Annotated in this window: 15 protein-coding genes; 10 read left to right on the top strand and 5 right to left on the bottom strand. The window is 38.5% G+C overall.

What is annotated here, in order from left to right; genetic code table 11:
• Positions 1-1,056, top strand: a complete 1,056-nt coding sequence (locus ACHJH3_RS00285) for a hypothetical protein (RefSeq protein ID WP_407063107.1) — start codon at positions 1-3, stop codon at positions 1,054-1,056.
• 19 nt (positions 1,057-1,075) lie between these two features.
• Here ACHJH3_RS00285 and ACHJH3_RS00280 read toward each other — a convergent pair whose 3' ends face one another.
• Together ACHJH3_RS00280 and accB are read right to left on the bottom strand one after the other, a co-directional pair.
• Complete coding sequence (locus tag ACHJH3_RS00280) at positions 1,076-2,404, bottom strand: acetyl-CoA carboxylase biotin carboxylase subunit (RefSeq protein ID WP_407063106.1); 1,329 nt, start codon at positions 2,402-2,404, stop codon at positions 1,076-1,078.
• The gene (gene accB / locus ACHJH3_RS00275) at positions 2,404-2,856 is read right to left on the bottom strand and encodes an acetyl-CoA carboxylase biotin carboxyl carrier protein (protein WP_172198319.1); all 453 of its coding nucleotides are present in this window, start codon (positions 2,854-2,856) and stop codon (positions 2,404-2,406) included. The genes ACHJH3_RS00280 and accB overlap by 1 nt, the downstream gene beginning before the upstream one ends.
• Positions 2,857-3,092: 236 nt before the next feature.
• On the opposite strand from accB, the gene ACHJH3_RS00270 reads away from it, so the two are divergent.
• Positions 3,093-3,941, top strand: coding sequence for a TIGR01777 family oxidoreductase (locus ACHJH3_RS00270; RefSeq protein ID WP_407063105.1), 849 nt, complete (start codon positions 3,093-3,095; stop codon positions 3,939-3,941).
• 11 nt (positions 3,942-3,952) lie between these two features.
• Here ACHJH3_RS00270 and ACHJH3_RS00265 read toward each other — a convergent pair whose 3' ends face one another.
• Both ACHJH3_RS00265 and modA read right to left on the bottom strand, forming a co-directional pair.
• Entirely contained in the window at positions 3,953-4,618 is a 666-nt protein-coding gene (locus ACHJH3_RS00265; RefSeq protein ID WP_407063104.1) for a molybdate ABC transporter permease subunit, read from the bottom strand.
• Positions 4,619-4,861: 243 nt separating this feature from the next.
• Positions 4,862-5,563 (bottom strand): molybdate ABC transporter substrate-binding protein, encoded by a 702-nt coding sequence (gene modA / locus ACHJH3_RS00260; RefSeq protein WP_407063103.1) that lies wholly within the window; start codon positions 5,561-5,563, stop codon positions 4,862-4,864.
• A gap of 169 nt (positions 5,564-5,732) precedes the next feature.
• Between modA and dcd the strand changes: the two genes are divergently transcribed.
• From dcd to ACHJH3_RS00220, 8 genes are all read left to right on the top strand, one after another.
• A complete protein-coding gene (dcd, locus tag ACHJH3_RS00255; RefSeq protein ID WP_169941100.1) occupies positions 5,733-6,293 on the top strand; it encodes a dCTP deaminase in 561 nt (186 codons plus the stop codon).
• 132 nt (positions 6,294-6,425) lie between these two features.
• Complete coding sequence (gene pseB / locus ACHJH3_RS00250) at positions 6,426-7,421, top strand: UDP-N-acetylglucosamine 4,6-dehydratase (inverting) (RefSeq protein WP_407063102.1); 996 nt, start codon at positions 6,426-6,428, stop codon at positions 7,419-7,421.
• Positions 7,408-8,535, top strand: coding sequence for a UDP-4-amino-4,6-dideoxy-N-acetyl-beta-L-altrosamine transaminase (gene pseC / locus ACHJH3_RS00245; RefSeq protein ID WP_407063101.1), 1,128 nt, complete (start codon positions 7,408-7,410; stop codon positions 8,533-8,535). The genes pseB and pseC overlap by 14 nt, the downstream gene beginning before the upstream one ends.
• Entirely contained in the window at positions 8,532-9,212 is a 681-nt protein-coding gene (gene pseF / locus ACHJH3_RS00240; RefSeq protein ID WP_407063100.1) for a pseudaminic acid cytidylyltransferase, read from the top strand. Before pseC ends, pseF begins: the two co-directional genes overlap by 4 nt.
• A complete protein-coding gene (pseG, locus tag ACHJH3_RS00235; protein WP_407063099.1) occupies positions 9,202-10,059 on the top strand; it encodes a UDP-2,4-diacetamido-2,4,6-trideoxy-beta-L-altropyranose hydrolase in 858 nt (285 codons plus the stop codon). Before pseF ends, pseG begins: the two co-directional genes overlap by 11 nt.
• On the top strand, positions 10,056-10,529 hold the full coding sequence (pseH, locus tag ACHJH3_RS00230) for a UDP-4-amino-4,6-dideoxy-N-acetyl-beta-L-altrosamine N-acetyltransferase (protein ID WP_407063098.1): 474 nt from the start codon (positions 10,056-10,058) through the stop codon (positions 10,527-10,529). The genes pseG and pseH overlap by 4 nt, the downstream gene beginning before the upstream one ends.
• Positions 10,526-11,545 (top strand): pseudaminic acid synthase, encoded by a 1,020-nt coding sequence (gene pseI / locus ACHJH3_RS00225; RefSeq protein ID WP_407063097.1) that lies wholly within the window; start codon positions 10,526-10,528, stop codon positions 11,543-11,545. Before pseH ends, pseI begins: the two co-directional genes overlap by 4 nt.
• A gap of 11 nt (positions 11,546-11,556) precedes the next feature.
• Positions 11,557-13,596 carry a motility associated factor glycosyltransferase family protein gene (locus ACHJH3_RS00220; RefSeq protein ID WP_407063096.1) on the top strand — a complete coding sequence of 680 codons (2,040 nt, stop codon included), beginning with the start codon at positions 11,557-11,559 and terminating at the stop codon, positions 13,594-13,596.
• A gap of 217 nt (positions 13,597-13,813) precedes the next feature.
• Here ACHJH3_RS00220 and ACHJH3_RS00215 read toward each other — a convergent pair whose 3' ends face one another.
• Complete coding sequence (locus ACHJH3_RS00215) at positions 13,814-15,397, bottom strand: flagellin B (RefSeq protein WP_407063095.1); 1,584 nt, start codon at positions 15,395-15,397, stop codon at positions 13,814-13,816.
• Positions 15,398-15,544: the final 147 nt, after the last annotated feature.

The following is a 15,544-nucleotide window of genomic DNA, read 5'->3' as shown; positions in this document are numbered from 1 at the left end:
ATGAGCTCTAAGAAATGGATATATCTTTCAATAAGCATTCCTGCTTTATTGCTTTTTATTATTGGAATTTTCAATTTCATTATAGACCCTTTGCAACAATACAGAAAAGCCGGGTTTTACAATGTATTTTTTAGAGATGAAAGACACTTAAATCCAGGCCTTGCAAAAAACTGGACTTATAACTCAATATCAACAGGAAGTTCTGTAACAGAAAATTTTTTAATTTCCGACTTAGCCAACATTATCAAAAATCCTATCAAGTTACCAATGAGTGGGGCAACTGCCAAGGAGATCAATTTAATACTAAATTTAGCGTTAAGCGAAAACCAAAATATCGGTGATGTTCTAATAAGTCTTGATATATTTTCTATGAGCGGTAATGAACATAGAACAACAATACCTCCACCTCTTTATCTATATAAATCAAATTTTTTAAACAGTGCTAAATATTTATTATCACTAGACACAGCAAGAACATCTTTTAAATTTTTAAGAGAAAATCAAAAAAACAAAAATAATCCAAAACTTCAATATGAAACCATGTATCAATGGCAGCATGAAAAAGAAGATGATTTTAGCAAGAAAAAAGCAGTAGAACACTGGAGGAAAGATAGCAATCAAAAATTAAAAAAATTTGAATTAACAAACGGAAGTTACAAACTAGAAATACTAAAAAAATCATTCAATTCAAATTACTTATCTTTATTTGAACATTATAGCAATGTAAATTTTGTTTTGTTTTATCCGCCCTATTCGGTCTTAGAATTCAAAGATTGGCTTGACTATGAAGTTATTGAAGATATATTAGAACTAAAAAGATATATATCGCAAAAAACAAGCAGATATCAAAATGTAAAAATTTATGACTTTCAAAACAATCCTGCTTTAACAACACATTTAGATAACTATTCAGATGCTATCCACTATCATCAGAAAATTAATACTTTGATAATAGAAGAGATAAAAAAAGACAATTATCTTATAGATACAGAAAATTATGAAACAGATCTAAAAAATTTCATAAAATATGTTGAAGAATTCAAAATAGAAAGATAGTCCCTGAAAGGACTATCTTTTATCTTGATAAGTAATTCGTATCGTAATTATTGTTGATAAAATCTTTGTTTTCCATCATTCCTATATGAAAATCTCTAGTAGTTTTTATACCGTGTATGACAAGCTGCTCAAGAGCCACTTTCATCTTGTGGATTGCTTTGTTTCTATCCTCATCCCACACGATAAGCTTGCCGATCATGCTGTCATAATAAGGCGGTATAGAGTAATCCTGATAGATATGGCTATCCATACGCACGTTTCTACCGCCCGGACAGACATATTTGGTTATCTTTCCCGGACTTGGCGCGAAAGTGTTTGGATCCTCAGCCGTTATTCTGCACTCTATCGCGTGTCCTTTTAGGTTGATACTCTCTTGGCTAGGAAGCCTCTCGCCCTCTGCGACTTTTATCATAAGCTCGATGATGTCAAGTCCACTTACCATTTCGCTTACGCAGTGCTCAACCTGCAAACGGGTATTCATCTCGATAAAGTAAAAGTCCAAATTTTTATCAACTAAAAATTCAAACGTCCCCGCACCCTCATAGCCTATGGCTTTTGCCGCTTTGATTGCGGTTTCGTGAAGTCTTGCACGGGTATTTTCATCAAGCAAAATAGCAGGGCTTTCTTCGATTAGCTTTTGGTGTCTGCGCTGCATAGAGCAATCACGTTCGCCGACGTGAATAACATTGCCGAATTTATCGCCAATGATTTGAACTTCGATATGGCGTGGGTTTAGGATGTATTTTTCCATATACATTGTTCCGTCGCCAAATGCACTCATAGCCTCGCTTTCAGCCGACCAAAACGCCTTTTCTATATCTTCTTCTCTCTCAACCACTCGCATACCGCGACCGCCACCGCCCGCAGCAGCCTTTAAGATAACGGGATAGCCGATTTTTTTGGCTAGCTCTTTGGCAGCTTTAGTATCTGAAATAGCTCCGTCAGAGCCCGGTATTACAGGCACTCCAGCCCTTTGCATCATCTGCTTTGCTTTACTTTTATCGCTCATTAAAGCCATAGCCTCTACGCTAGGCCCTATAAATTTTAGATTGTGATGAGCGCAAATTTCAACGAAATTTTGATTTTCACTTAAAAAACCGTATCCCGGAAATATCGCGTCAGCTTCGCTTATCTCAGCAGCGCTGATGACTGCAGGGATGTTTATATAGCTGTCGCTTGAACGCGGTCCGCCTATACAGATAGCTGCGTCTGCGTATTTCACATAAAGGGCGTCTGCATCGGCGGTAGAATAAACCACGATAGCCTCTTTGCCCATCTCTTTGATAGTTCTTAGTGCGCGCAGTGCTATTTCACCGCGATTTGCGATTAAGACTCTTTTGATTTCCATTAAATTTTCTCCACTCCAAATAGCGGCATCGCAAATTCAACAGGCTGTCCGTCTGAAACCAACATCTCGGTGATAGTGCAGTCAAATTCCGCTTCAATCTCATTCATTATCTTCATGGCTTCTATGATGCCTATTACATCGCCTTTTCTCACCCTTTGTCCTACTTTTACAAACGGCGCCGCACCGGGGCTTGGAGCTACATAAAATGTCCCTACCATAGGCGATTTGATACTCTCTTTTGGGCTTGTAGTTTGCTTAACTTCAGAGCTTACTACTACATTTACGGGTGTTGGAGCCGGAGCAGGCATTGGAGCGGGCGCGGGCTTAGGAAGCTCGCAACAATCGGCGAATTTTTCAAGCTCGACTTCAAAATCTCCGCTTTTAATCTTGATACGATTCATATCCATTTCGTTAAAAAACTCGATCAACTCTTTGATGTCTTCTTTTTTCATAAAGCTCTCCTAAAAATTTTAAGCTAATTAGGGTATTGTATCAAAAAAATCTAAAACTTCAATTTGTTTAATCTTATATTCATACCAACGGGCTTTAGTTGCATACTCAAGGAGTGACAAATAGTGACATTTAATACAAAAATCAGGCTATAAACCAATATTAATTTTTGATTTTAAAATAAAATTTAGCCTAAATATTGAATAATCAAATTTTATATTAAATTTAAGGAAATTTCTTGGCAAAGATAGCTATAAACGGTACAAGAGGCTTTGTGGGCAACTACTTGACTGATTTTTTAAAGTCAAAACACGAGATAGTGCGCATACCAAGAGGAATTTATAACGACATAAAACAACTGCAAGACAAGATAGAAGGATGTGATGTCATAATAAATTTAGCAGGTGCCAGCATAGCTAAAAAATGGAGCGAATCATACAAAAAAGAGCTTGTATCAAGCAGGCTGGATACGACGATAAATTTAGTAAAAGCTATGCAGAATTTACAAAATAAGCCAAAAATTTTTATCAGTACTTCGGCTGTGGGCATATACAAAACAGGCAAAGAACACGATGAAAGTTCGCAGGAATTTGACGACGGGTTTTTAGGAGAGCTTTCTAAAAAATGGGAAGAAGAGGCGCTTAAAGCCAAGCATCTAGGCATCAAAACGGCTATTTTTAGGATATCGGTAGTTATCGGCAAGGGCGGTGCGCTAGAAAAGATGCTTCCCGTTTTTAAACTTGGTCTTGGCGGAATTTTAGGCGACGGCGAACAAGGATTTACATGGATAGATATAAACGATCTGGCAAGAGCTTATGAGTTTGTATTATCAAACGAGCTTGAAGGCATATACAACCTCTCTTCGCCAAATCCCGTATCAAACAAAGAATTTACCGACGCTCTTGCCAACGCTCTAAAACGACCGGCTTGGTTTAAGGTGCCAGAATTAGCACTTAAGCTTAAATTCGGCGAAGGAGCTAAGATACTAACCCAAGGACAGAAAGTATATCCTAAAAATCTACTTCAAAACGGATTTAAATTTAACTACGCAAAGATAGAAGATAGCCTAAAGCACGCCTTAAGTTAGCTAAATTTGACTTACGCGCCGGTCTTTCTTACTTCAAGCAAATTTATAAATCCAAACATTGCTAGGCTTAAGACAACCAAAATAAGGCTTAAAATGAGCGCGCGTTCGTTTTCTCCGTCATAAACGGCGTTAAAAATCGCAAGCGAAACGGTGTCTGTCTTGCCTACTATATTTCCGCCCAGCATGAGCGTGATACCAACTTCGCCAAGGCCTCTTGCAAGCGCTAAAACAAGGGCTGAAATGATGCTTTTAATGACGTTTGGCATGATTATGAAAACTGCTATTTCAAATTTATTCTTGCCAAGGCTCTGCCCCGCTTCAATAAGACTTTTAGGCAAGCTTTCAAGCGCTGCGGATACGGGCTTAACCAAAAGCGGAAGCCCTGCTAAAAACGAAGCTATAACAAGAGCGCTGAAACTAAAAACTATCTGCAAATTTAAAGCCTCTCCCAAAAACGAGTTGCGCCCCAGCAAATAAAGCAACAAAAATCCCGTCGCAATCGGCGGAAATATCAAAGGAAACATAACCAAAGCCTCAAGAGCCGGCTTAAATTTGCCCTTATAAAATGCTAGAAAATATGCTATCGGAAGTCCGATCAAAACAAGGCAGACAAAGGTTATGCAAAGCGTTTTGGCACTTAAAATCAAAGGGTGAACCAACCAAGAAAACTCGCTCAAATTTTAAACCTTTTTAGTTTTCATACATAAATTTAGTTTGACAAAAGCTAGAAATTTTATCTTAAATCTTTTATTTGTAACGCAAATTAATTTAAATTTACCAAGCCGCGTAAATCTATTTTTAAACTCTCTTTTGATTTTAAATTAATCAAATTTACAAATTCCACTCAGCTAGCAAATCTTAAATCCTTAAATGCTATATAAATTTTGCTTTTAGAAGCGACAAATCAAAAGATCAAGCACTCACTTTAAACCGAATTTGGCAAAAATTTCCTTTGAACGTTCGCTTTTAAGCTCATCTATAAATTTAGCGCAATCTACGTGTTTTTCACATGCCGCAAGCTTAGCCGCACTTATAAAAACGGGGCTATAAAGACTCTCATCTACATAAATCACCGAACCGAATTCATCTCTTCTAGCCTCAGCTTCGGTTGAATTTATAAATCCCGCATCAACTTCACCGTTAAGCACGTAAGCCACAACTTGAGGAACGCCCGCTACGGCAAGCATCTTTGAACTCATCTCTTTTTCTAAGTTCGAATTTTTAAGAAACTCGGTAGTGCGAATTCCGTAAATGGCCTTTTTAGCATCAGGCATCGCGATACGCTCAAATTTCAAGATATCCTTGATATCATTTATCATTTTTTCTTTGGGAGTTACAAGAGCCAAAGTGCCTTTTCCAAGACGTTCGTAGCCCTTTATCTCAAGCCCGCTTTTGTTTAAAAATGCCTCATCGCCTACTATCACCGCCATCTTGCCTTCTGCTGCTTGGATAGTGATTTGCTTGATGTTCGCAAAAGCTGCTTCAACATTTACGCCGTCTTTTTTAAGGTTTTCGATAACTGCCGTTACGGGCTTTTTGTATCCGCCGCCCGCACCCACAAGTAAAGCATCCGAAGCAAGTGCAAAGCAGACAGTAGCCGCTAAAAATAAAAATTTTTTCATGTCGATCCTTTTAGTTTTAAAATTTCGCAAATAATATAAAATATATACTTATATACTAATAAAATAGGCTTTATATCGATATTAATTTAAATTTTATATTTTAAATTTACAAAATACTTCATGCGGCGCGAATATGATATAATTAACAAATTTAAAATAAGGAAAAAAGATGGGTCTAAAAAGCGATAGATGGATACGAAAAAAAAGCTTAGAAGAGCGCATGATAGTGCCTTTTTGCGAGGAGCAGGTAGGCAAAGGTGTCGTAAGCTACGGAGTTAGTAGCTACGGGTATGACATAAGAGTCGGAAATGAGTTTAAAATTTTTACAAATGTCGGCGGCACGGTCGTAGATCCAAAGAATTTCGACGAAAAAAACGTAGTTGATTTTGTTGGCGATGTATGTATAGTTCCGCCAAATTCTTTTGCACTTGCTCGCACGGTCGAGTATTTTAATATGCCTGATAACGTACTGGCCATCTGCCTTGGCAAGAGCACCTACGCACGCTGCGGTATCATCGTAAACGTAACGCCGTTTGAGCCGGGGTTTAAGGGACATATCACGATTGAAATTTCAAACACGACCCCGCTTCCGGCTAAAATTTACGCAAACGAAGGCATAGCGCAAGTTTTATTTTTAGAAGGCGATGAGCCGTGCGAAGTGACATACGCCGATAAAAAGGGCAAATATCAAGCTCAAGAAGGCATAACGCTACCTAGAATTTTAAAATAAATTTTGGCTTTAAAAGCAGGTTTTAAATTTTAAGTTAAAAGTGTAGTTTAGCTGATAAAAACCGCCAGATGAGCTAAATTTTGGTATATATTTTGCTTAAGCTTTATAAAATAAACTTTTTAGGAAATAAAGATGTTTAACGGAAAAAATATTTTAATCACCGGCGGAACGGGAAGCTTCGGCAAGAAATACACCGAAATTTTGCTTAAAAATTTTAAGCCAAAAAGGCTAATTATATACTCAAGAGACGAACTTAAGCAATACGAAATGGCTCAAGTTTTTAAAAATCCCGCGATGAGATATTTTATCGGTGACGTGCGAGATGAAAAGAGGCTTAAAACCGCGATGGACGGGGTTGATTTTGTTATTCACGCAGCCGCGATGAAGCACGTTCCCATAGCCGAATATAACCCGATGGAGTGCATAAAAACAAACATCAACGGCGCTCAAAACGTCATTGACGCAGCCTTTGCTTGCGGAGTAAATAAAGTGATCGCACTATCAACGGACAAAGCGTGCAATCCTGTAAATTTATATGGGGCCACAAAGCTTGCTAGCGATAAGCTATTTGTCGCGGCAAACAACATAGCAGGCAGTAAAAAAACTCGCTTTAGTGTCGTAAGATACGGCAATGTCGTGGGCTCTCGAGGCTCGGTAGTGCCGCTGTTTAAAAGGCTCATTCAAGAAGGCGCAAAAGAGCTTCCTATAACGCATGAGCAGATGACGAGATTTTGGATTACTCTTGAGCAAGGGGTAAATTTCGTTCTTAAAAATTTCGAGCGCATGAAGGGTGGAGAAATTTTCATACCTAAAATTCCTTCAATGACTATGCTTGATCTTGCACGCGCCCTTGCGCCTGAACTTAAAGTCAAAATCATAGGCATAAGGCCGGGAGAGAAAATGCATGAAGTGATGGTTGGAAAAGACGATGCGCACCTAACCTACGAATTTAGCGACCACTACGTGATAGGCCCGTCCATTCAGTTTGCGACTATACAAGACTTTTCGACAAATGCGCTTGGCGAAAGAGGCAAACTTGTAGAAGACGGGTTTGAATACAGCTCAAATACTAATAAAATTTGGCTTGATAAAGAGGGTCTTTTGGAGATGATAAATGATAGCTTATAGCAAGCAACAGATCACAAATAGCGATATAGCAGCCGTTTGCGAAGCTATGCAAGCGGAAATTTTAACAGGCGGAGATAAGGTGGCTCAATTTGAAGCGGCCATTTGCGAATATGTCGGAGTAAAACACGCAGTGGTAATGAATTCGGCAACTTCTGCGCTTCACGTCGGATATCTTTCTCTTGGCGTAAAAGAAAACGACGAGGTCATAACTACGCCTTTAACCTTTGCGGCAACGGCAAACGCAGCTTTAATGGCGGGAGCTAAGGTTAAATTTTGCGACATCAAATTTGACGGAAATATAAACGAAAACAAGCTTTCTGAGCTAATCACATCAAAAACAAAGGTCATAGCTCCCGTTGATTTTGGCGGAAATAGCGTAAACATAATAGAGATCATGAAAATAGCTCGCGTAAAAGGTATAAAAGTGCTTGATGACGCCTCACATGCGCTTGGTAGCACCATAGAAGGAGTTAAAGTAGGCTGCCATGCAGACGCAAGCGTGTTTAGCTTCCATGCGATTAAGCCTATCACTACTTTTGAGGGCGGTGCACTTGTAACAAACGATGACGAGATAGCCAAAAAAGCGCGTCTGTATAGAAGTCACGGAATTTCTAAAACTGAACTTTGGCACAGCGATATGAGCCTGCTTGGATACAACTACCGCCTAAGCGACGTAGCTTGCGCGCTAGGGTTAAGCCAGCTTAAAAGACTTGACGAGACGATCGAAATTCGTGAAAATATCGCTCAATTTTACGATGAAAGATTTGATAAAAATCCATATTTTAGCCTCATAAAAATCCCTGAAAACAAAAAAAGCTCGCGTCATCTTTATCCGATCTTGCTTTTTAGCAATCTTTGGAATTCAAAAGAGGAAATTTTTAAAGAGCTTCATTTAAGAGGTGTCGGCGTGCAAGTGCATTATAAACCGACTTATCAGTTTAGCTTTTATACCAAGCTTTACGGAGAGATCGAGCTAAAGACGGCGGAGGATTTTTACAAAGCCGAACTTAGTTTGCCGTGCCACCAGAGCATGAGCATGGATGACGCAAAATTCGTAGCCGATACTCTACTTGAGGTGCTTAGCGAATTTGCAAACCAAAGGCGCGATATATGAATCTTTGCGTCATACCCGCTCGCGGCGGAAGCAAGCGGATACCGCATAAAAACATCAAAGACTTTGCGGGCTTACCGCTCATTGCTTACAGTATAAAAAGCGCGCTAAATTCGGGCGTTTTTGACGAAGTAATAGTAAGTACAGACGATAAGGATATCGCAAGAATTTCGCTTAAATTCGGCGCAAAAGTGCCGTTCATGCGAGAAGGCAATTTAAGTGATGACTTTGCGACTACAAGCGATGTCATAAAAGACGCCTGCCTTAAAATGGGCGAAAATTTTAAAAACGTCTGTTGCCTTTATGCTACGGCTCCGCTTTTAACGGCTGAAATTTTGCGTGAGGCTTACAAGAAATTTCAAGATAATAAGTGTGAGTTTTTATTTTCCGCTTGCGAATTTAGCTTTCCTATCCAGCGTGCAATCAGGCTTGATGAAAAAGGCGCGGTAAGTATGTTTTATCCGCAGCATCTAAGCACTCGCTCGCAAGATTTAGAAAGAGCGTATCACGACGCAGGACAGTTTTATTTCGCAAAACGAGAGGCTTGGCTTGAGCAAAAGCCGATATTTGCGGCACATTCTAGGGCATTTATCCTGCCAAGACACTTGGTATGTGATATAGACACGCTTGCAGATTTTGAGTTCGCGCAAAAACTTTATAAAATCAATCATGAGCTTTGAAAAACTTGCAAATTTAAAAACCTTAATTAGAGCCGACAGCTCCGCAACTATCGGGCACGGACACATCAGGCGAGATATTGTTCTTGCAAAAAAATTCAAAGACATCGGCTTTGCTTGCATAAATTTTGAAGGCTCGCTCATAAACGAGATAAATTCCCCTGTTTTTACTCTTAAAACAAACGATTTAGATGAGCTAATAAGCCTTATAAACGCTCATAAATTTGAACTTCTTATCGTTGATCACTACGGCATTAACTACGAAGATGAAAAGACGATAAAAGAGGCTACGGGAGTTAAAATTTTAAGCTTTGACGATGAGTATAAGCGCCATTTTTGCGATATTTTATTAAACGTAAACATATTTGCCAATGCTAAAAAATATGAAAATTTACTGCCTCCCGCTTGTGAAATTTGGTGCGGGCGAGAATTTATGCTGGTAAGAGATGAATTTTATCAAGAAAAAAAGATAAAGAGAGAGAAAATTTATGACGTTTTTATCGCGCTTGGTGGAACGGACAGTAAAAATTTGAGTGCAAATTTAGCGCTTAAACTACTTGAAAAAAATTTAAAAATCGCCCTTGTTACAACAAGTGCCAATGCAAATTTAAACGCGCTTAAAAAGCTTGAGAAAAGCTATAAAAACTTAACTCTTTTTACCGACTCAAATCAAATCGCAAGGCTAATGAACGAGAGTAAAGAGCTTATCATTTCGGCAAGCTCTCTTGTAAATGAAGCGCTTGTTTTAGGCGCAAATTTCAGTGCGGTTATAGTTGCAAATAATCAAAAACAGATGTATAAATGGCTTATAGAAAACGGATATAAAGCCTATACAAGCGAGGAGATATGATCCGTCTTATAAATTTTACCGAGCTTACAAAAGAGCAAAAGATGATGGTTTTTGATTGGCGAAACGATGAGCGAGTAGCGAAATTTATGCGCTCAAAAAATATAAACTTAAACGAGCATCTTAAATTTATCGACGGATTAAAAAGCGCTTCTGATAGACTTTACTTTTTGGTCGAAGAAAATGGCGAGTTTATCGGTGTGATCGACTTTATAAACATAAGCGATGAGCAGTGTGAATTCGGACTTTATGTAAATCCGAATTTAAAAAATCAAGGCTCAAAATTAATGCAAATTATAATTAACTATGCGTTTAGCGAGCTAAAGGTTTTTAGGCTCAATTCATGCGCTTATAATTTCAACAAAAAAGCCATTGCGCTTTATGAGAAATTTGGCTTTGAAATTTATGACAAAGATGATCAAATGAGCTATCTGAGGCTTACAAAAGCGAATTTACAAGGTAAAACAATATGAAAATAGGAAATTTTGATACGGATAAAAGCGTATTTATCATCGCCGAACTCTCAGCCAACCATTCGGGAAGCTTGGAGACAGCGATTCAAACCATAAAAGCGGCTAAACGCGCCGGAGCCGATGCGATAAAATTACAAACATATACTGCCGATAGTCTTACGCTAAATTCTCAAAAAGAGGATTTTATAATACGAGGCGGGCTTTGGGACGGGAGAAATTTATACGAACTTTACGAGCAAGCTATGACTCCCAGAGAGTGGCACGAGCAGCTTTTTGACACCGCGCATAAGGAGGGCTTAATCTGCTTTTCAAGCCCATTTTGCAAAGACGATGTGGATTTTTTAGAGAAATTTAACCCACCCGCTTATAAAATCGCCAGCTTTGAGGCGGTTGATTATGATTTTGTAGAGTATGTTGCTAAGAAAAACAGGCCAATCATCATATCAACAGGCATCGCAACTCACGAAGAGATCAAGGATATCGTGAAAATTTGCAAAAATACGGGCAATAACGAAATCGCTCTTTTAAAATGCGCTTCAAGCTATCCTGCACCGTTAAATGAGATGAATTTACTAAATATACCTACTATAAAAGATGAATTTGGCGTGGAGGTCGGCTTTAGCGATCATACCCTAGGTATCGTTGCACCCGTTGTAGCGGTAAGCTTGGGAGCACGCATAGTTGAAAAGCATTTTATCCTAAACAAAGACGTAAGAAGCGTAGATGATGCGTTTAGCCTTGATGAAGCGGAATTCTCGCAGATGGTAAAAGCGGTGCGAGACGCTGAAGCCTTGCTTGGCAAAAAGCAGTTTATCTCAGGTGGCGAAAGCCGCAAATTCGCTCGCTCGCTTTATGCAAGTAAAGATATAAAAGCGGGAGAAATTTTTAGCGATGATAACGTAAAAAGTGTGCGTCCAAGCTATGGGCTTCATCCTAAATTTAAAAAAGAGCTAATAGGAAAAACGGCAAAAAGAGATATAGAATTTGGCGAAGCGATAAAACAAGAGGATCTATAAAAGGAGATAAAATGAGCAAAAAAATTGATAAAAAAGAGCAAATAGGCAAAAGTAGTATAAGCACAAAAGAGGCTAAACACAAAGCCGACAGTCAAGCAGGGCAGATACAAAACCCTATCTTTGAAAAAAACCTTCAAGCGTTATTTCAGCAAGATGAAATTTTAGCCGCTAGGCTCTTTGCTATGGGTGCTCAAGACAAATACGAAGTTTTTATAGGAAAAGACCCTCTTGATATAAACATAATCGACCGCAAAAGCTTTAAATACATATACGAAAATCCCGTAAAAGACACGCACGATATGCTTGAAAGTCTTGAAAAACAGTACAAGCGCTATCCGATTATGTATTTTTACGGACTTGGCAACGGAATTTTATACAAAGCACTACTTTGCAATGAGACACATCAAAGAATAATAGTCGTCGAGCCCGAGCTTGAGATAATTTATATAGTGTTAAATTTAATCGATCTTTCAAACGAACTTGCAAGCGAGCGACTGACACTGTTTTACTCGGAATTTGCCAATTATTCGCAGTTTTATTATCTTATCGCAAAGGTTGAATTTAACAGATACGCAAAGCTTTACGATCTGCATATACATACAGATTTTTATGATAACTTTGCCGATGATTACCAAAGGATCAACCAAGAATTCACTAAAGCCATCTCTCAAATGGTGGTAAACAACGGAAATAGCATTGACGATATGCTTATAGGCATAAAAAATCATATAGAGAACTTGCCGACTATGATCACGGGATACTCTTATGTAGATCTTGTTAAAAAGCGCCATAATCTAATGGATACTGCTATAATAGTTGCCACGGGACCTAGTCTTGACAAGCAACTTGATACGCTTAAAAAATTCGCTCCATATGCTACCGTAATCAGTCTTGATGCCTCTTATCCTATACTATTAAAGCACGGCATAAAGCCCGATTATGTAACATCTATCGAAAGAGTAGTTGCTACTTCAAGCTTTTTTAAGCACAAAAACAAAGAATTCGATAAGGACATATACTTTATCGTAGCTTCGCTAACCCACAAGCAAACTATAAAAAATATCTTACCTAGAAGACTTGTGCTAACAATAAGACCTCAACCTAGCGAATTTATCTTTAATCTAAAAAAATACGGCTATCTTGGCATAGGACACTCCACGGCAAATCAAGCATATCAGCTGGCAAGAGTGCTAGGGCATAAAAATATCGTTTTGATAGGGCAGGACTTGGCATTTGCTCCTGACGGCAAAAGCCATGCGACGGGTCACGCATTCGCTCAAGCAGAAGAACACCTCTACACTAAAGCTTACGGCGGAGAAGGTGAAGTAAGGACTACTTACGTTTGGGATAAATTTAAAAATCAATTCGAGAAAGATATAGAGGAATCCAAAAAAGAAGATATCGCGACATATAACTGCACCGAGGGCGGAGCAAGGATAGAAGGTGCTATCGAAAAGCCGTTTTTAGAGGTAATGGATAAGCTTTGTAAAGACAAAAAAGTAAAAAATTTACCAAACATCAACGAAGTAAAAGAAAAAACCGCAAACAGATATCTTTTACAATCATATAAAGTTATAAGCGAAAAAATAAAAATTCAAGAACTTGCTAAGTCTAAAGTAGAAGAAGTGTTTTTAAAAGTGGCTCCTAAAATAGACAGCATACTAAAAATTAGGGACGAAGGAAAAGTAACCGAAAAGCTTTTTGATAAACTAGTTAAAATTTCAAACCAGATAGACAAAGCAAAAAATGTAATAATGAAAAAAAACTACCAAAAATATGTAGACAATATAGTTTCTATGTCTATTTACTATCAAGAGCTAGAGCTTGCTAAGATTTCAGTTGCACCAAGTGAAACACAGCTAGAAAAAGTAAATAAGCTCATAGAGTGGATTGAAATTCATAAATATTGGCTATTTTCAGTTGCAGGCGGACTAAATGCCGATATAGAAACTACTAAAAAAGCTTCAAGAAATTTGATAAAAGAGCTTAAAAAACGAGGTCTTATAGAAAAATCAAATTTAGGTAAAATCAAAGATAATTTTAGATTTTAGGCATATTAAAATTTCAAGTCGGACATCCGACTTGAAATTTGAGTTTTAACAACTAAAGTAACTTAACACATTTTGAGGAAGCCTTAAGGCTAAATATTTTACAACAAAACAGAATTAATCCTGCACTGCTTATAAATTTAAAGCTTTTGTAAAGCTGTAAGTAACGTTTTTCCAGCTAAGCGGGATAAAATCCCGCTTAGCATAGAAATGCCTAAGGCTATTGTAATAGCCTTAGGACATTTTGTTGAACAGCGTTAGCTTGACTCATTGCATAACTTCCTGATTGAGCTAGGATGTTAAATTTAGAGAAGTTAGCTGATTCAGCTGCAAAATCAACGTCTCTTATTTGAGATTCTGCGGCTTTTACGTTTACTTGAGTAACTGTTATATTATTAACAGTCGCTATTAATTGGTTTTGAACAGAGCCTAGGTCAGAGCGGATAAAGTCAAGCGTGCGTTGAGCAGACTCTGCTATATCCATAACAGCCATAGCGCCGCGTAGAGTCATAACGCCTGCGGCTTGATTAGATGTCATAGCGCCACCGTTTAGATGTCCTCTTTGAAAGCCCATAGCTGCAGCTACGGTTTTATCTATCTGTCCTCTTATCTCCCTTAACGAAACAGACCTCTCTGCACCTCCGTTACTATTTGCATTCTGTGAAGCACTAAAGGCGACAGAGAAAGCACCCTCTTTGCCAGCACCTGTAGCGCCTTTAACTTTGATATCTCTACCGTCAAGACGAACTAGGTTAAGCCTTCCCATAAAAACTTTACTCAAAGAAGCACCTGCTTTACTAAGATTCTGAGCTGCAATTCCATATCCAAAAACGGTAGACATTTTATCTTTATTGGCTGCACCATTTTGTTTGGCAGAAGTTTGTATGGCTCTACCGTCGCGACTTGTTAAGACAAGCTTGCCCGTATCTACAGAGGCCTCTACTCCAGTTTGATCTTTTACCGCATTGATAGCGTTTACAAGAACTCCGTTGGCATCTCCCTCTTGTATGCTAAGGTCGCCTATAGTGACACCATTTATAGCAAATTCTTTAATATCTCCTGCGGCTATAGCCGTTTTACCCGTCCAAGTTACGTCATAAGTAGCTCTTACGCCCGTCTTATCCGAAACTTTATTTATATTTTCGGCCAATTTACCAAGACCTTGTCCAAGTCCCGAACCTAGAGTTGCGCCCTCAACTTTTACGTTATTAACTCCGTCAACATTTAAGAATGTAAGACTAACTTTTGTTCCATTAGCGGCAGTTATAAGCTTAGAGCTCTCAAATCTCGTTAAACCGATCTTATCAGATGTAGTAGCACCGATAGAAGCCTTAACTGTTTGGTTTGAGTAAGCACCGATTTGGAACTCTTTGTTAGAGAATGTTCCGTTAAGTAGCTGCTGACCGTTGAAAGAAGTCGTATTACCGATATTATCAAGCTCTTCCATAAGGCGAACGATATCGGCTTGAAGTGCTTGGCGAGATTGGCTTGTTTGTCCGTCTTGAGCCGATTGAGTAGCTTTAACCTTGATAGTCTCAAGAATTTTTAGCTGCTCGTCCATGGCTTTATCTGCAACTTGGATGATACCGATAGCATCGTTACCGTTTGCTATAGCTTGACCTAGAGCGCTTGATTGAGCACGAAGGCTATCTGCGATAGCAAGACCTGAAGCGTCGTCAGCTGCAGTTTGAATTCTCAAGCCTGAGCTTAGTTTGCCAAGAGAATTAGTTAGCATTCTGTTATTGCTAACTGCGTTTGCGTGTGTGTTAAGTGCATTTATGTTAGTGTTAATGCGAAAACTCATTTTAAATCCTTTTAAGTTTAGTTACGACTTCATGTCGCACAAAAACTATATCGTGAGTTTCAAAAAAAAGTTTATAGGGGGAATGAAAAAAATTAAATTTTTATTTTTATGATAAATTTTTGCTACAATTAGCCGATGAATTTTTAA

This window comes from Campylobacter canis, from assembly GCF_045504005.1.
GTDB lineage: Bacteria > Campylobacterota > Campylobacteria > Campylobacterales > Campylobacteraceae > Campylobacter_A > Campylobacter_A canis.
This window is presented reverse-complemented; position numbering and strand designations above follow the sequence as displayed.